The sequence below is a fragment of the Flavobacterium sp. AC274 genome (genome assembly GCF_979258275.1).
The window spans coordinates 2,712,537-2,731,537 of sequence record NZ_OZ409852.1; the positions used below are offsets into that span (position 1 = coordinate 2,712,537).

Consider the following 19,001-nt stretch of genomic DNA (forward strand, 5'->3'; position numbering starts at 1 on the left):
TTTTGAATAACCTGATTGGTATTAATAATTAAAAAAAGGAAGTTTGATATCCCACTTTTCAGCTATTTTGCCATTATAATTAACCCTGTCTTTTTTATCAATTACTAATCCTTCTTTTTTATTTTCGATTAATAATAATGATACTTTGTCTTCATTATTTAAAGTAAAGTGTTCAATACCTATGTACTGTTTGCCAAGCAAAAAAGTAGTTATTGATGGTAAAGTCATTAGTAGATAACAGTAGGTTTAATTAATACACTCAATTTTTTCTTAGAATCTTCGCGTTTTCTAGAGCTAAAAATCCATTTTAGAATAGGAATTCTTGATAATAATGGTACTCCCGTTCCTGATTCATTTCTAACAGATTCTTCAAGACCTCCTAAAACAATCAAATCCTGATCTTTTACTCTTATTATTGAAGTAAATTCTCTTGAATTAATTCCTGGAGGCGCATCTTTATCTACTTTTTGACCATTAAAACTAGATTGTATCACTTTAATATCCATTGTAATTTGTCCGTTACCAGAAACCAAAGGCATGATAGTTACAGAAAGTTCAGCATCAATTGGCTGATAATTTTTAACCTCTGAAGCTTGCGGAATTTGAGATCCGTAATAATTTTGATTAGTAACCACATAATAAGTAGTTTCTCCTATAGATAAATAGGCTTTATGACCATTTAATGTTGATAATCTGGGAGAGGAACGAACCTTTAAATTTCCGTTAGTTTCCATAGCTTTTAAGCTTAAATAAAAATTAGGAACTACCTGACCAATATTCAGAGAACCAAATCCGCTGAATCCATCAATAATTTTATTGATTGTGGATGCTCCTAAATTAATATCAGCATTAGGAAAAACAGTACCTGTAGTGGTAACTGGTTTTTCTCCAATACCTGCCTGAATACCTGTTTCTACAGTAGCACTTCTATTTACTTCTAACAACATTACTTCTATTAAAATAACAGGAACTGCCTTGTCAATATATTTTATAAAAGATTCAAATCTTTCAATATTAGCGGCAGGACCATTTACTAAAAAACTATTTAGTTCTTTATCAATCTTAATATCTAAATCTTTCTTGATTTCATCCGGTATAATGGTTAAAATAGATTCAGATGGGTTACTGCTTGATGATGAAGTTGTACTGCCGCCAGAATTATTATAGCTGCTATTTTGATTTTGATAATTAGAATTAGATCTACTACTGTTGCTATTATTACTATTACTATCAAACGTGTTATAATTGGAGTAACTATTGGTATTATTCAATCTGCCTGCGCTTCTGCCTTCTTTTGAAGGGTCACTTAAGATTTCAATAGAACGATGCATTAAGGCAATAGATTTAATATTTCTAACCACCAATTGATCTTTAGTGCCAAAATAATAAATAGAACCACTTTTCATGAAAGTAAATGAATTTCCTGCCGATGGTGTATTACCTCCTGAATTGTTATTAAATTGCTGTGAATTATTATTAGAAGAAGTACTATTATCTGTTTTTATTTGAAACAATTTTACCAAAAGATCATCGAAAGTAATGTTTTTAGCTTTAACTGTTCCATTACCAGCACTTTCAAGCGGACTGGAAATAAACATATCAATATCAAGTTCATGTCCTATGTCATAAATAATACTAGAAATAGGAGTGTTTTCAAAATCAACATCCAACAACTTTTTATCAGCATCAACAATGGTAAAGAAAAAGTTGGATTTTCTTGGTCTTTGTGGTTTATTTTGCCTTATTTCCCCATTTTGGCTTCCTGTTCCTTCTATGGAAAAATTACCTTCAATTTTATCAAAGACATAGAAATTATCTCTTGATTTTGTAACTGTCAAATTATTTGCAAATGCTAATTTATTTAACGCTGCGTCAAAAGGCATATTCTTAATATAGACTGTTAATAGCTGATTTTCTAAACCTGGAGCAAAAACTAAATTTTTAGCACTTTCATCCATAATTTTTCTGAAAACATCATATAATTTATCATCCTTTAAATTTAAAGAAAGCAAATTATTTGCTAAATCATAACTCACATCAATATTCTTTAAAGCTGGAGTTTCAACTGGCTTTACATAAGACTTTACAGAAAGAATATTTCCTGTAAAATCGATGGTTAAATTATACTCTTTACACAAAAAAATAATTAAATCACCAACTGTCACATCCGAAAAATTATTGACAATATTAATTTGGCTTAAATTTGGAGCTACACTAATATTTAATTTATGTACCTGGGATACAGCTAATAAAAAGCTTGACAAAGAAGCTTCTTTTATATTAACATTGATTTTTTCATTTAAGCCCGGAGCATCAGCTGTAATGGATTCGATATTATTTTTAAGTTGTAATATTCTGTTCTCTTGCGAAAATGAAGTTTGAAAAATTAGTATTAAAAATAGGGTAATTATTTTTTTCATGAAATTATATCAGTTGTAGGACTTTATATATGTTACAAGAGTAATGAAAAAACTTCATCGACAGAAGTAATTCCCTCTTTTATTAATAACAATGCATTACGTTTTAATGTGAAAATGTTTTTTTCTTCGAGATAATCATTAATATCAAGTTGGTTATTTTTAATCAAATTAGATAATTCACTTCCGATTGGCAAAATTTCATAAATAGCTTTTCGCCCAGAATATCCTGTATGATAACAATGCTCACATCCAACGGCAACATGATGAAAATTTAAATTATCTGGAATTTCAAATCCACTAGGAAAAATTGCCGATGAAATAATTTCTTCAGCTTTACAAGAATCACATAATTTACGAACCAAACGTTGTGCAACGCTTATGTTTAATGTACTTGCAATTAAAAATGAAGGAATTCCCATATCAATTAATCTCGACACAGTTGCCCAGGCAGAATTGGTGTGAATAGTAGACAAAACAAGATGTCCTGTTAAAGCAGCACGTATTGCCATATTTGCCGTATTTACATCACGAATTTCTCCAACCATTATAATATCCGGATCCTGTCTTAAAAATGTCCTTAAAGTTGTAGCAAAATCGAGTCCAATATTTTCTTTTAACTGAACCTGGTTTATACCTTCCAGCGTATATTCTATAGGGTCTTCAACCGTTAAAATGTTCGTATTGGGAACATTCAATTTTTTTAAGGTAGCATATAAAGTTGTTGTTTTTCCGGATCCTGTTGGCCCTGAAATTAAAACAATTCCATTGGGTCTTTTAATATTTTCAAGATAGGCAGTTAATTCCTGTTCAGTAAAACCAAGTGAGTTAATATCAATATGGCTGGTATCTTTACTTAAAATACGCAAAACGACTTTTTCACCATGAAGTGTAGGCAAAACAGAGACACGAACATCAAAATCCTGATAATCGGTGACCATTGTAATACGTCCATCTTGTGGTAAACGTTTTTCTGAAATATCAAGCTGGGCCCTGATTTTAATTTTGTTTACAATAATTGGATATTCTTCAACTGAAATATGAAATTGTTCTTTAAGCTTTCCATCTAAACGAAATCTTACTCTGGCATTTTTTTCATAAGGTTCGAAATGAATATCACTGCTTCCAATTTCTTTTGCATTTAATACAACTTTTTCTAAAAAATCAGATGTATAATGGATTTCAGAAATACTATTATTAGACGTTTTTCTATAATTAGTACTCAAATAACGATTTATATTTTCAGTTGAATCAGATTCTAATTCAACCTGAAAACTAAGTAAAATACTTAATTCGTTTTGCAAATTTATAATATCAAGAGCATCTGTTTTTAATAAAACAGTTTGCTGGTTTTTGCCAACAGGAATAATTCTGTAATAATAAGCCTGCTCCGATTTTACAAGCTGCTGAAATTCTATTGGAATATCAAAATTTTCCATTTCAATAAGAGTATAAAAAAGTGTTGATATTACAAAAAGAAATTGCATAAATCACTCCAAAAAAAGTGACATATAACCGGCTAATGGAACTGTTTCCTGTTCCTTTTTTATATTTAAAGCAAAATGCAAAATCAAGGAAAACAATAATGCAAAAACAAATAAAATCAAGAAAGACAGAATTGAAAAGGTGCTGGATATAAACACAAAAAAGAGGATATCTCCGAGACCAATCGCATTTTTAAAATCTAAGTTTCGAAACTTAATATATATAAAACTAACCCCTAAAATAAGAGCCACAAAGGATATATTAAATCCTAAATTCAAAAGTGCAATTTCTAAAGGGATATTGTATAATTGAATTGTAAATGCCAAAATTCCTATAATTGGATATAAAAACCAGTATACCAAACGATTCTTAAAATCCTGAAATAAAACAATTGCAAAAACAATAATTAAAAGCAATTTTAAGTACCACATCTAGTCGTTTACAATTTGTTTTGGAACACCATTTTGATCAATTTCCCAAACGTTAAAAACACCATTACCATTAAAATCTGTAATAGCAGTTGCTTTTACTTTAAAAGCAGTATTATCAGATTGAATAATTTCATAAACATAGTTTGCACTACCGTTTTCTTTAGTAGTTTTTGGTGCTTCAAAATCTATCTCTGTAAAGTTAGGACTGTACTTTGAATACATAAAATAATACTGTTTTTCAGCATTATAAATAGCTTTTAATTGTACCTGAGCTTCTACACTTTTGGCTTTGGTTATTAATGGCATTAGGTTTGGCAATGCAATTAAAAGCAGAATTCCTATGATAGCAAGAACAATCAACATTTCCTGAAGGTTGAAAGATGGCAGTTTTTTAAGTAGATTTTTCTTCAAAACAAAATATAAATTAATTTCTACAAATATATCTTTTTTATTGAAAAAAAACTTAGAGCCCTGTTAAGAAATATTCTGTTAATATTAATCTAAAATTATAAGTTTATTTTTATTATTATTGCATGCCAAAAACAACTAAAATATTCTAAGAATATCTACATGATAAAAAATCTACTCTTTAAGTATGTGGCTTATTTTAACCACTCTCTAAAAATTAATTGTTTAGTTAAATCTCCACCTAAACTCTTCCTTAAATCATTTTCTGTTGCTTCAGCAACTTTACATTTAGGCAAAGCAACAATTTTCAGATAGCAACTGAAAAATAATATTATTTCCAGTTAAGAAAAAAACTTTTCTGCAACAAATGCAAATGTAACCCACATGGGCATGCAATTGCATTATTATAGTTATAACTATAAACAACAAAGAAAATCATATTCAACAAACCATAAACTTACCGATTTTATGTATAAAACTACTTTTAAAAACACTATAATTTTATATTGTTTTTTATTTGTTCTTGCTTTGACAAAAGTTGCCGCTCAGGACAATGCCAATGATCCAAGTAAATTTTTACCAAATATTACCCCACCTTCTCCCGAAGCATTTAAGTTTGCAATGTACGGTAACACACCGATAGGTTTGTTTACTGGAACACCAAATATTCAGTTACCCTTATTTACCTATAAAACAAATAATATAAACGTTCCTTTTACATTGAATTACTCTTCTGGAGGAATTAAAGTTGATGACGTGAATGGTAAAGCAGGCATGGGCTGGAATCTTATTGGTGGTGGTGTTATTACTAGAGTAATTCGTAATCAGGAAGATGATTACTATGAAGACTATCCATTAAAGCATTTTGATATAACTTCGACGCCTTCAGATGTTATGAATAGACTATACTTTAATTTTTATGGAGAAAATTATGGTAAAGAAAAGAGAGAGATTTATTTATGTTCAACTTTATGAATTACTCTGGAAAATTTTACTTTGATGATAATAATAAAGTTGTTTTTTTTGAGAGAAACGACATCAAAATTGAAGTAATTAATAATCCTGGGGATGAGATTTACTCTTTTCTTGTAACAACACCAGATGGAGTCAAATATTTTTTCCAGGAAAAAGAGCAAACCATGTTAAGAACTCAAGGGGGAGGACATTCAATACCTTCAATAAAAGTTACGGCGTGGTACCTTAATAAAATTGTACATCCTAAAGGAGATGAAGTTTATTTTGGATACACTAACCATACACAAGATTACATTCAGGCAGAAAGTCAACAAGCTTCAAAATCCTTTCCAGATATGCAAAATTGTGCGCCAGGACAAGGTTATATAAAAGGAATTACTTTTAGTGGAATCTTTTCTCATTCTATTAGAATAATAGGTAAAAACCTTGAGTCAATAACTAGTAACAAACCTGATTTTGGTAATGTATCATTTGCTTATGAAGATAAAATTGCCACCAACGAACCTGCTACTGTTGTTAAAACAATTACGATGAAGGGTAAAACATCAAATACAATTGAAAAAATTGAATTTGATTATTTAGTAACAAACAATAAAAGGATCTTTTTAAATAGTTTTCATTTTCTGGAAGAAACTAACAAATATGCATTCAGTTATATTAGTCCTAATACCTTTCCTGCTCGTTTATCAAAGAGCCAGGATCATTGGGGATATTTTAATGGTGTTAATAATTCGATGTTAATTCCAAGAATCGAAGATTATGGTTTTGAAACTTTTGATTATCAGGCAGCTGATAGAGAAGTTAAAGAAGGTTATTCACAAATGGGGCTTTTGAATAAAATCACCTATCCTACAAAAGGCTATACAGAGTTAACATATGAACCTAATACTTATTATGGAGAGACAAAAGAATATGCCCCCCCAATTCACGAATATCTAAATCCAACAACTGATTTAGAAACACATAATGCAACATCTAGAAGAGAATTTACGGCTTTAAGCAGTCAGCAGATTAACCTTATAGGAGGAATCAGTTTTTTTGTCTAAATGATCAGGATGATACAGGAAAAAGAGTAGCGACCTATAGTGTATATAATATTGATAAACAAAAAAACGAAACGCTTTACTTGACATCCAATAACGGAATCACAACTAGCACTACATTTATATCTCTGAAAGAGAATATGACCCCATATACAAGAAATAGCTATTTTAATGCAGAGGCAGGTCAAAAATATAGAATTTCTTTAAGTATAGTCGGTGCTAATTGCACATCTGCAACATTAAGTTATAGCTACCGTTCAGGTACAACTATTATTGTGCCTGCTAATATTAAGATTGGAGGATTGAGAGTAAAACAAACCCGAGATTATTCCTTATACAAAACTAATCCTGTTATAAAAAATTATAGTTATTCAAAATATAATGAATCAAAATCTTCTGGAGATTTTCTACAAGAACCTTATTATGTAAACTTTAGTGATCATGTAAGTGAGTCTGGAGTTAATGATCTAAGTTGTACTGTTACAGACCTTGTTTTAAATTCAAGTAGTGTCTCTTCTTTATTTGAGATGGGTTCTAATATTTTTTATCAATATGTTACTGTAAGTGAAGGAACTGGTAATGCAAATGGTTGCGAAGAAAATGAGTTTATCATAAATAAAGATTATCGTGAACATATATATAGGGGAGATCGTGAATTTCGAAATGTACCCTGGACAAATTTTGGATGGAATAACGGAAAATTATTTAAAACAAAAACTTTCGAAAAACGCAATAATACTTTTGTTTTAAGAAAAGAAGTTACAAATAATTATGTTAAGGACCTAAATACACCTACTGCGATCAATTACGCTATATATAATCCTGCACCAGGAGTTTTTACTTCTAACGAACAAGATAAGTGTTTATGTGACGCCAATACTTTAACTGAGGTTTATCCAGTTAAATATTGCTCTGCAATACATTTTCACCAAAAAGATGCCAATAACAATTGTATCGTTAGCGGAGCAAATAATCAAACAGTAAATATTGAACATCCATGCATTACAAAAAATGCTTCTGTAGGTCAATATGTTGGTATTCCCACGATAGAACATCTTGATGTAATGCCATATAAATATATCTCTTACTTTATTTATTTAGCAAATACTTCAACAAGCCTATATGATATAAATGGTGAAAATCCTGTTACAACGGCTACAAATTATAACTACAATGGCAATAAGCATCTTCAATTGACGTCGCAAGCATCAAGTTCTTCTGTTGGAGAAAATTTAGAATCAAAATACTATTACCCTTCAGATTTGCTAACTTCAAATCAGGGAGCAAACATGCAAAAACTAGTTAATCAAAACAGAATAGACACACCTGTTAAAACAGAAATGTTGGTTAATGCTGCACAGACTTCTGAAAATATTGTAAAATATGAAGAAAGCAGTGCTACAGGAAATCTTTTATTGCCAAAAGAAATTCATGAAATGAGAGGTGCCGGAGATATAGATATAACAACTGCTAAAGACAGAAAAATTGTTTTTTCATTATTGGATAATGGGAATGGTAATATTTTGGAATATAAAATAGAAAATGGTACTCCGGTTGCCATAATCTGGGGATACAATAAAACAAAACCTATTGCAAAAATAGAAAATGCACTATACAGCGAGGTATCTTCTTATGTCGCCAATTTACAGACAAAATCAGATACAGATACAGAGGCGAATTTAATTTCAGCATTAAATGATTTAAGAACATTGCTGCCTAACGCAATGATAACTACTTATACTTATAAACCCTTAATAGGCATTAGTTCAGTAACCGACCCAAAAGGTCTGATAACCTATTACGAATACGATAATTTTAATCGCTTGAAGGTTTTAAAAGATTCAAACGGAAAAATACTATCCCAAAACCAATATCACTATAAAACTAACTAGTCGAAAAATGAAGAAAAAATTATTACTTATAATATTATTGCAGATCTTCATTTTTTCAGGATTTGCACAAGATAAAACCGCAAAAACTGGTGGTACAGTTACAACACAAAGCTTTGTTGAACCTATTGATCCGCCAGAACCATGCGATAATTGTCAAACAAATTACCAGTGGAACTATGACTATGACGGAGATGGTTACGGTGATCCAAATATTTATGTTTTTTCTCCAACAAAACCTAACCGTTATGTCGCAAATCAACAAGATTGTGATGATAGTAATTTCAATATAAAAACGGCCGACGCAGTTTGGTATCGTGATATGGATGGTGACGGACGTGGTGCTAAAAATGGTCCTACCACAAAGGCTTGTACACGACCTGATGGTTATTCGGATACAGATAATGATTTAGATGATAATAACGGACTTATTACTGAGATAACTCCACAAACATTTTATTTTGATTTTGATAAGGATACTTTTGGAGATCCCAATGTTAGTGTTTATGCGAGTGTTAAACCCGATAAATATGTAACTAATAATCTTGATTTAAATGATCAAACAGGCTTTATCACAAATATAACTCCAAGAATGTACTATTGGGACCATGATCATGATGGTTATGGAAATGAATTAAGAACCACTCATATGCTATTAGCGAGTCCTGGCAAACAACTTGAGGACTACGTAGATAAAGCCGGAGATTGTAATGATGATGCTACAGATATAAATCCAGCAACCGTATGGTATGCTGATTTTGATGGCGATAATCTTGGAGATCCCTCAAAATTTATCCAACAATGTACTAAACCAGTATCTTACGTGCGAGACAATACCGACAACTGTCCTTTGATATACGGTACAAGTGCAGATTGTTCAAACATACCTGTGCCGGATACTAATTACATAATTAGTACAACTTATAAAAAAGAAACATCAGAAGTTTTTGTCAATCCAACACCAGATCAGGCGCAAACTAATATTACTTATTTTGACGGTTTAGGAAGACCAATACAACAAATTGCCAATCAATCTTCTGCCACTGGTAAAGATATTATAACACATATTGATTATGATGATTTAGGAAGACAAACAAAAGAATTTCTTCCTTTCGCTTCTAATCAGACAACTTTAACTTATATGTTGCCTTCAGTTTTACAATTTCAACTAACAGAGCAGTATAAAGCAAATTATGGCAATACAAACGACAATCCTTTTAGTGACAAACAGTTAGAGCCTTCTCCTCTAAACAGAGTATTAAAACAGGCAGCACCGGGAAATGACTGGAGAACAGGCTCCGGACATGAAATAAAAATGGATTACCAATCTAATGCCGCAGGTGAAGTTATTTATTACTATGCTGCAACAACATGGAATGCTACTCTTGGTTTATACACTACTAAATTAAATACTGGAGTTTATGAGCCAAATGTACTTTACAAAACTATTACGTATGACGAGAATACAGCTGCTACGCCATCTGAAACTAACGGATCAACAGTTGAATTTAAAAACAAACAAGGGCAAGTAGTTCTTAAAAGAACCTATGGAACAGTTGAAAATTCGACTGTTAATGAAAAACATGATACCTATTATGTTTATGACATATATGGAAATCTAACATTTGTGATTCCGCCTAAAGCATCAGGAAGTGTTGGAGGTTCATCTGCTACAGGGGCAGATATAACATCAACAGCTATCATAGCTTCAGGAAATACGGTACAATTAACAGCAGCAAATTCTATACGTTTGTTGGATGGTTTTCACGCTCAGGCGGGAAGTACCTTTAGCGCCGTAATAACTACTACTGATAGTCAAACTGTTTTAGATAATTTATGCTACCAGTATAAGTATGATTCTAAAAACAGATTGGTAGAGAAAAAATTACCCGGCAAACAATGGGAATTTATTGTTTACGATAAATTAGACAGGCCAGTAGCTACCGGACCAGCCAATTCTCCTTTTTCTGACATAAACACTGCAGGATGGTTAATAACTAAATATGATGCCTTTAATCGCCCTGTTTATACAGGGTGGATGAATACTCCTGCCACTGCAGATGGAAGAGTATCGTTACAAAACGCACAAAATAGTTCAGTTCTTACGGTACTAAACGAAAACAAACAAGCTAGTGGAACAATAGATGGAATTCCTGCTTATTATAGTAATGTAGTTGCGCCAACTAATTTCAAGCTTCTTACCGTTAACTATTATGACAACTATACTTTTCCAGGCACACCCGCAATTGCAATACCAACCAGTGTAGAAGGACAGGATGTTTTAACTGCTACAAAAGGTTTGGCAACAGCTTCATGGACAAGAGTACTTACATCAAGTACAAGTAATAAAGGAGAAACAACAGCTACTTTTTATGAGGCAAAAGCAAGACCGGTTCGTACTTATACGCAAAACTTTTTAGGAGGTTATACTTATACCGATAGCAAATTAGATTCTTTTTCAGGGCAATTGCAATATAGTATTACAAAGCACAATAGATTGGGAACAGGAGCTGATCTTGTTACAAAGGATGCTTTTACATACTCTCCCCATGACAGACTGCTAACACAAACGCATCAGATAAACGGAGCAGAACCTGCAGAAGTTATACTGAGTAATACTTATAATGAATTAGGACAACTAATTTCTAAAAAAACAGGAAATAATACTCAAAACGTCAATTATACCTATAATATTCGTGGTTGGTTAGAAAGTATTAATGATGTAAGTTCACTTTCTATAGTTGGTGATCCTAAGGATTTATTTGCATTTAAAATCAACTATTCTACTGCAAATACACCAGGTGTCGATCCTTTATTTAACGGAAATATTGCCGAAACTTATTGGACCAGTACTTCTGAGGCAAATCCGTTAGTTCGCGGATATGGTTATGCTTATGACAAACTTAATCGTTTAAAAACAAGTATTTTCAAACGAAACGGTGCCGTAAATAATGCCTATGATGAAAATTTATCATATGATAAAAACGGAAACATAATGTCTATTATTCGTAATGGAAATAATGAAACTGCTGCTTCAAGAATTGATGATTTATCATATAGCTATGGATCTGGCAACCTCACCAACCAACTTACTAAGGTAATAGACAGCAGCGATAAGTCATTAGGTTTTGTTGACAGTGCATCAAACACTGCTGATGATTACGCTTATGATGTCAATGGAAATATGATTAGAGATAATAATAAAAACATCATAGAGATAAAGTACAATCATTTAAACCTGCCAACCAAAATTACCTTTGATTCTAAAGGGAATATTGAGTATATTTACAATGCAGCGGGCCAAAAAGTACAGAAAATCGTTAATGAAACAGGAAAACCTGCTATAACAACCGATTATCTTGGAGGGTATCAGTATAATAACAATACACTTAAATTTTTTCCAACTGCAGAAGGTTATGTTGAACCTTCGGGAAGTTCTTATAAATATGTATATCAGTACAAAGATCATTTAGGGAACATTCGATTGAGTTATGCTGATAGTAATAAAGATGGTATAATTTCAGATCAGACAGGTACTCAGCTTGTGTGGGAAGATGGTTTTGAAAACCCAATTGGTTGGGATGGTACTGGTGCGAGTTGGGGTCATGCTTTAGATGCATTTGACACTACTGTAAAACATTCCGGAAACCGTTCGGGACGAATAGATGTACATATCGAAGATGTATCCAGATCTGTTCACAGTACACAATGGATTTTAATAAACAATCCTGCAGACACCCAGTACCGTATTTCTGGATGGGTTCTTTTAGAAAACATACCACAATGGTCACGTGCCAGACTGGAACTCATGATGAAAAAAGAAGGAGAAACAGAATATATGACCCTTTACGATTATCAGTATATTACGACTAAAGGTGAATGGGTATATGTTGAAAAAATTGTTACAGTTCCGGCTTATATAAGATCGATAAACTCAAGAATAACTCTTGACTATAGGACTGGTACAACAAATGGAAGTGCATGGTTTGATGAATTAAAAATAGAAAAGGTAATATCAAATGCTCAAAACGAAATTCTAGAAGAGAACAACTATTACCCTTTTGGATTAAAACAAACATATAATAGTAACCTGGTAGTTTCTACCAATCCGGCATTAAAGTATAAGTACAATGGAAAAGAGTTGCAAGACGAGATGGGGCTTGGGATGTACGCAATGGATATGCGACAATATGATCCTGCAATTGGAAGATGGGTTGTTCAAGATCCAGTGGTACATTTGAGTGTATCCCCATATGTTGCTTTTGATAACAATCCTGCTATTTTTTCTGACCCAAGTGGAGCAGATTCTGTATATAATAGCAATACAGGTAAATATGTAATTAATGGTAATGAAGTTTCATTTGAAGATGCTATGTCCTATGTTAATTCTGGAGGAAATAGTGACGGTCAAAATAATAATGAAATTGATCCGGGAAGAAGGGGAGCGAGACAAAGAGATAGAAATCGTAGCAGAGCAGGTAGCGGTAGTATTCTTTTTGATGCTCGAGGGCAAGAATTGTTAAGTCATTGGTTGTCTGGATCGGGAAGAGACTTGGTTTTAGATAATGAGGCATGGCAAGATTATATGAAGGAAAATGAGATACTGAATGATGAGATAATAAGGAATGCTTTTGAAATTGCTAGCGGAATGTCTATTGATAAAAAGAAAAAAACATCTGTCGAATCAGGAAATTATCATGTTGACATTGAAGATGGTTACTTTACAGGTTATCAAATGTTACATGGTACAAATTTTTTCAGTTACGGAGTTGTTGGGAAATATGATAAAAAGACTGACAGCTATACCTTTAACTTTAATTTAAAATGGTTTGATACAATTGACCCAAATCATAGTTATCCTTTGGATTCAGCGCTTAATAATGCTTTAAATAAAGTGTACTCTCCAGTTGATTATAATGTAGCAATAAAATGGAAACAAACAATAACTGTGTCGGGTGCAGATATAAAAAATGGCAATATTACTGGAACAATAGTTACAGGACAATAATCTTAAAAAAAACATAGGAAATGAAAAAATTACTGTTAGTATTATTAGTTTTTATATGCTCATGCTGTAAAAATGATAATGACCGATTTATAAAAAATAATGAATTTATATCTGAGCCTGGGAATTATTATCACAAAACAATAAAAATAATTGTTAAAGAATTTAAAGATGGAAGCTTGATTTACGGAATTGCTGATCTAAAGAATAATATTATCTATCAACAAGAAATTAACCATAGTTTTAGCAACAATAGCAGATGGGTTTTATATATTGATAAAAATGATAATATTTGGTTTCATACGTCAGATCTGCAGTTGACAAGTGTATTACTTAAAGGAAGCCGTAAAGATGAATATGTATATAGGATAATCCATGATAATAATACTGTCCCTATTCCAAATGAATTTAAATTAAAGCTTAAATAAACTTTAGATAGAGAGTGTATAATGTAGATACTAAAAAGGATGAGCATTGCTCGTCCTTTTTTCATCGATATAGTTTCGAAATTCAATCCCAGCTAAGGGCTCAAAATTCAATAACAGAGCATTTAAATCTGCGACCGTATTTGCAGCTACTTTAGCTGCAGATGACGTAACTGGAATTGGAGCCGTGGATGATGTTCTTATACCAGTAGGCTATGGAGTAGCATCAGGAGTTTGGGTTTATGACAATAGGGCATTAATAGCAAAACAGGCTTACGAAATTAAAAAAATTCTAGCCAAGAAAATGAAACCTACTGGTTTTACTTATGAATTACGAGTAAACCTTTCAGGAGAGTATATTGATGTTAGAGGTAATAAAGTTAATTTAAATGCAGGTGATGTATGGAAGTATGGGGAAACATCTGCAGGAATGACCAGGTATTCTCAATCGACACTTGATAATATGGTTCCGGGAGGTGTCAGAATGGTCCCTATATTTGTTGGAACCCAAGTAGAGACAAAAGTGCAAGAAAAAATTATGATATATGGTTACACTTTAATGAATGGAAGTTTACCACCAGGAAATAAAATATTTAGATAAAAATTATGGAATTTAGTATAGGAACGCAGTTTTCAAAAGAGTTTAGTTTTGAAGAAACATCAATTGTTGATAATCTAAGGGATCAGTTAAACGGTTGTTTAGCAGGTAAAAAGTATAATTCAGAAGTAGAAAAGATCTACATTGGTATTATATGTGTATCTAAAGCTTTTGAGCCTTTTTTTATGGCAAGACCTTTGAAAATAATAAAAAACGAACCAGCCATTGAGTATGAAATAAAACTAGATTTTGAAACTTTTTTTAAAGCAGACACATTAGAAAGAATAAAGATTCTGAATCATGAGTTTCTAAGTCAATCAAAAGACATTTTGAGTGATAAGAAGATGAAAAAATTTGATACAGATGGTTTTTTTTATGATATTACAGAATGTTTTAATAATAATTAATTTGGTAAGGATGGGCAACTGCTCATCCTTTTTAATTATGCACTAATATTCATTTAAAAACATCTAAAATATGTGGCAATTTGATCCAGAAATATGGGGAACAGTTTCTGACTGGCTCATGGTTGCAGTTACAACTTTGACTGCATACTATCTTTACAAAACACTAAAGTCTCAAAAAGAAGTTCAGACCACACAGAATAAGCCTAGCCGACCTATATGCGACGGTTGCGAAATTTGGATAAAAAATGCAGGAGCTACTCCTACAACACCTCTAAAAAGGAAAAAATAAATGAATCAGTACAGAAATATGATACAACAAAAACTACTTTTGTTAAATGATGAGAAGAAAATTACATTTTCATTATTGATATGCGAGAGGCTTTTACCTAACTACGTTTATTTTTCTAAAAAATATAGTTATGGAAATCCATCGGAACTTAATAGCATAATTTCAATCTTATATAATAATTTACTGGAAAAGAGTGAGGACTCTAATATTGATAATTACATAGATACTGTTGAAGCGATTACTCCGGATACAGAGGATTATAGTACTATTTTAGTATCTTTTGCTTTAGACGCTTGTACATCAATATTGAGTACTTTATATTTTTTACAAGATAAAGAAATAGAGAACATTGTCGATATTGCAACTTACGCTACAGATACAGTTGATATGTTTATTCAAGAGCGTGATGATTTAGATGTCAATGATCCTAATTTAGAATTATTGATTGAGGAAGATTTGTTTATGCAGAATGAAATAAAAAGACAGGCAAATGTTATTGATTATTTAGATAGCATAGAATTAGTAACAGAAAAGGATTTAGAAGTAATGAGACAAATAGTTAAAGATGATATTATCGACTTAAGTTTGTTGAAAGATATATAGATCGGTATTGTTCTGCAAACAAAAACAAAACAAAACTAAGGGTGTATTTTTACACCCTTAGTTTTTGGAACATATCGATTAGATATTTATTAAATAATAAAAATATGTGTGTAGGTCAGCTACATGAAAGTTACCCGCTCCTCAAAGAGTTCTAATGAAAAGCTGCGCAAATGTCTCTGACTTTGCGCAATTTTTTTATGTTCTTATGAAAATCAAAAATTAATAAAAGTCTCCGACTTTTTACGATCATTTCCCCGCTCGCCGAAGAGTTCTCATGAAAAGCTGCGCAAATGTCCCCGCTCCTCAAAGAGTTCTAATGAAAAGCTGCGCAAATGTCTCTGACTTTGCGCAATTTTTTTATGTTCTTATGAAAAATCAAAAATTAATAAAAGTCTCCGACTTTTTACGATCAGTTTTTAAAAACAAACAATGTATGGTAAAATTATTATTTTTGTAAGAAAAAAAACTTAAAATGAAAGAAGGTTACGTAATTCGGGATCAAACCTAAGAATCACCCACCAGGTCAGAAACCATTAACAAAAGCAGAAAGAAAAGAATTTAATCAAGCTAGAAAAGAGTATTGGAAACAGGAATATCCTAAAACCCAAAAGTAAAATAAGATGGAATTAAAAAAAATGTGAAAGTTTATTAGAGGAGTTACATAAGTTTTCAAGTGATGTTATATTTTTTGGAAAAGCAATAGAAGATAATAGATTAGAGTTGTTCGAGGAAAGTATTGGTTATCTTTTACCTCATGATTTTAAATATATTTTAAAAAAGCATAATAAAATATCTCTTTTGGGAACGGAAATATTTGGTTACGATATTGAATTTAAAAATTCTTCATTAGAAAAAGTATATCAATTTGAGCACTTTGAAGTTTCTAATAAAATGCCTTCCCAATTTTTGCCATTTTCACCTGATGGGAGAGGAAATCATTATTGCTTCGATTTATCAAAAAATGTAGATGGAATAACACCAGTAGTATTTTGGCAATGGGATTTTGTATATGAGAGCTATGATGATGTTGAAATTTCAAATAGTAATTTTATTGAATGGGTAGAAGAAGTAATGATTGAATGGAATTTAGATGATTATAATTATGATGGTTCAGAGAAGTAATGGTAATGATTACCGTTATATAAAGAGTGCTGATTAAAAGCTGTATGAATGTCTCTTGACTGCACACCCACAATCTAAAGCAAACAAAAAGCCACTTCATTACGGAGTGGCTTTTGGATTTTATGGAGTTGTTACATGTTTAGGGAATACCCGCTCCTCAAAGAGTTCTAATGAAAAGCTGCGCAAATGTCTCTGACTTTGCGCAATTTTTTTATGTTCTTATGAAAATCAAAAATTAATAAAAGTCTCCGACTTTTTACGATCATTTCTTAAAAACAAACAATGTATGGTAAAACTATTATTTTTGTAAGAAAAAAACTTAAAATGAAAGAAGGTTACGTAATTCGGGATCAAACTTTACCAGATTTTATAACGCCAACAGTCGTAGACTGGATTGATGTTTTTACACGACAAACTTATAGAGATATCGTGATTGAGTGTTTAGATTATTGTATAAAAAACAAAGGAATGATTTTATACGGTATGTCATTATGAGTAATCATATTCATTTAATAGTGCAGTCAGAAAATGGGAAATTATCTGACTTGATAAGGGATTTTAAAAAGTTTATAGCGAAATCTATTTTGGATAAAATAAAAAACAGCCCTGAAAGCAGAAAAGAGTGGATGCTCGAACGTTTTAAATTAGCGGCTCAAAGTCATCAGAGAAATAAAGAATTTCAGTTTTGGCAATACGGAAATCACGCTGAAGAAATTTATACCAATAAATTTATGTGGTCAAAATTAGATTATATACATTTAAATCCTGTTAGAGCAGGACTGGTTGCAAAAGCTTCAGATTATATTTATTCTAGCGCCAACAATTATGTTAATGATTACGGATTGTTGGCGATTGAAAAAGCTGATAACCCTGTAATTAATGTTTTAGATTCTAAATCATTTACGAAATATAATCTGTATTAAAATTTGGTTTAAAGTCGGAGACTTTATGAGGTTTTGGTTTTTTTGAGAAATATTTGTTTAAAATGGCGCAAAGTCAGAGACATTTGTGCAGCGATTGCAATGAACACTTCGAGGAACGGGGGAAATCAATATTAGAATAAAAGCCTCGTGCTAGTGAGAATATCAATTTCGAGTATTTCTTAATTTATTCAAAAATCATTTTTTGTATATTTGAAATATGGATGTAAATACTAAAGACATAATTATCAGATGTGCCACGACTGCTGATTTACCCAAACTAGCAGAATTTCTACAATTTCTGGTTGCCGCAGAGCGACCATTTGACCCAACACTTAAAGAAGGGAAAATATTCTATTATAATATAGAAGAATTTATACCTGATGAGAAAACAGAACTTCTTGTTATTGACTATAATAATCAAATTATTGGTTGCGGATATGCGCAGATCCGATCAGCAAAACCGTATCAAAACCATGAATTATTCGGATATCTTGGTTTCATGTATGTAAGCCCGGAATTTAGAGGAAAAGGCTTGAATAATCTATTACTTGATGATCTTAAAAAATGGGTTTTCTCTCAAGGAATAACCGAGATTAGACTGGAAGTTTACTCTGAAAACGAAGCAGCAATCAGAGCTTATGAAAAGGCTGGTTTTAAACAAATATTGACAACAATGCGTTGTGATATATCATAAGAACCATAATTCACAATTGATTTTGCCTGTGTCGTTGTGCTTTAGTTGCCGAAGCTCCTGGAGCAAATCCTGATATTTTGCTTTCGCGTATTAAAAACATGATTGGAGAATTATAAATAATAACTAATACACAGATGCTTTTTTTGCAGGTATAATTTTATTAAAAATGTAGATTAAGGGTGAAATGGTACAAGTAAAGGAGTATATTAATTTTTATCTGCTCATTTTTATGAAATATCTATAAAATTAACTTATAATTGTACTTGTTACACCTGGCAAAAACATTT

At 31.6% G+C, this 19,001-nt stretch carries 14 protein-coding genes and 2 pseudogenes; 11 read left to right on the top strand and 5 right to left on the bottom strand.

Annotated elements, in window-relative coordinates; translation table 11 throughout:
- Window positions 1-21: 21 nt before the first annotated feature.
- The 5 genes from ACZZZT_RS12405 to ACZZZT_RS12425 all read right to left on the bottom strand — a co-directional run bounded on the left by ACZZZT_RS12405 (window position 22) and on the right by ACZZZT_RS12425 (window position 4,744).
- A complete protein-coding gene (locus ACZZZT_RS12405; RefSeq protein WP_463460597.1) occupies window positions 22-228 on the bottom strand; it encodes a hypothetical protein in 207 nt (68 codons plus the stop codon).
- Entirely contained in the window at window positions 228-2,420 is a 2,193-nt protein-coding gene (locus ACZZZT_RS12410) for a type II secretion system protein GspD (protein WP_463460598.1), read from the bottom strand. The genes ACZZZT_RS12405 and ACZZZT_RS12410 overlap by 1 nt, the downstream gene beginning before the upstream one ends.
- A gap of 32 nt (window positions 2,421-2,452) precedes the next feature.
- Window positions 2,453-3,856, bottom strand: coding sequence for a GspE/PulE family protein (locus ACZZZT_RS12415; RefSeq protein ID WP_463460599.1), 1,404 nt, complete (start codon window positions 3,854-3,856; stop codon window positions 2,453-2,455).
- 51 nt (window positions 3,857-3,907) lie between these two features.
- Window positions 3,908-4,228, bottom strand: coding sequence for a hypothetical protein (locus tag ACZZZT_RS12420; protein WP_463460600.1), 321 nt, complete (start codon window positions 4,226-4,228; stop codon window positions 3,908-3,910).
- A 105-nt stretch (window positions 4,229-4,333) separates the two neighbouring features.
- Entirely contained in the window at window positions 4,334-4,744 is a 411-nt protein-coding gene (locus ACZZZT_RS12425; protein WP_463460601.1) for a type IV pilin protein, read from the bottom strand.
- Window positions 4,745-5,125: 381 nt separating this feature from the next.
- Between ACZZZT_RS12425 and ACZZZT_RS12430 the strand changes: the two genes are divergently transcribed.
- The 11 genes and pseudogenes from ACZZZT_RS12430 (at window position 5,126) to ACZZZT_RS12480 (ending at window position 18,714) form a co-directional block, all read left to right on the top strand.
- The gene (locus ACZZZT_RS12430) at window positions 5,126-5,716 is read left to right on the top strand and encodes a hypothetical protein (protein WP_463460602.1); all 591 of its coding nucleotides are present in this window, start codon (window positions 5,126-5,128) and stop codon (window positions 5,714-5,716) included.
- Entirely contained in the window at window positions 5,713-6,762 is a 1,050-nt protein-coding gene (locus tag ACZZZT_RS12435) for a hypothetical protein (RefSeq protein ID WP_463460603.1), read from the top strand. Before ACZZZT_RS12430 ends, ACZZZT_RS12435 begins: the two co-directional genes overlap by 4 nt.
- Window positions 6,763-6,899: 137 nt before the next feature.
- Entirely contained in the window at window positions 6,900-8,651 is a 1,752-nt protein-coding gene (locus ACZZZT_RS12440) for a hypothetical protein (protein ID WP_463460604.1), read from the top strand.
- A 7-nt stretch (window positions 8,652-8,658) separates the two neighbouring features.
- Window positions 8,659-13,656 carry a DUF6443 domain-containing protein gene (locus ACZZZT_RS12445; protein WP_463460605.1) on the top strand — a complete coding sequence of 1,666 codons (4,998 nt, stop codon included), beginning with the start codon at window positions 8,659-8,661 and terminating at the stop codon, window positions 13,654-13,656.
- Window positions 13,657-13,676: 20 nt separating this feature from the next.
- On the top strand, window positions 13,677-14,081 hold the full coding sequence (locus ACZZZT_RS12450) for a hypothetical protein (protein WP_463460606.1): 405 nt from the start codon (window positions 13,677-13,679) through the stop codon (window positions 14,079-14,081).
- A 184-nt stretch (window positions 14,082-14,265) separates the two neighbouring features.
- Window positions 14,266-14,679, top strand: a complete 414-nt coding sequence (locus ACZZZT_RS12455; RefSeq protein ID WP_463460607.1) for a hypothetical protein — start codon at window positions 14,266-14,268, stop codon at window positions 14,677-14,679.
- Between the two features lie 5 nt (window positions 14,680-14,684).
- Window positions 14,685-15,083 (top strand): hypothetical protein, encoded by a 399-nt coding sequence (locus ACZZZT_RS12460; protein WP_463460608.1) that lies wholly within the window; start codon window positions 14,685-14,687, stop codon window positions 15,081-15,083.
- A gap of 289 nt (window positions 15,084-15,372) precedes the next feature.
- The gene (locus tag ACZZZT_RS12465; protein ID WP_463460609.1) at window positions 15,373-15,975 is read left to right on the top strand and encodes a DUF416 family protein; all 603 of its coding nucleotides are present in this window, start codon (window positions 15,373-15,375) and stop codon (window positions 15,973-15,975) included.
- A gap of 651 nt (window positions 15,976-16,626) precedes the next feature.
- A pseudogene (locus ACZZZT_RS12470) lies at window positions 16,627-17,097 on the top strand (SMI1/KNR4 family protein); the annotation flags it as partial.
- A 324-nt stretch (window positions 17,098-17,421) separates the two neighbouring features.
- A pseudogene (locus ACZZZT_RS12475) lies at window positions 17,422-18,020 on the top strand (REP-associated tyrosine transposase).
- Window positions 18,021-18,237: 217 nt separating this feature from the next.
- A complete protein-coding gene (locus ACZZZT_RS12480) occupies window positions 18,238-18,714 on the top strand; it encodes an N-acetyltransferase family protein (protein WP_463460610.1) in 477 nt (158 codons plus the stop codon).
- Window positions 18,715-19,001 lie beyond the last annotated feature (287 nt).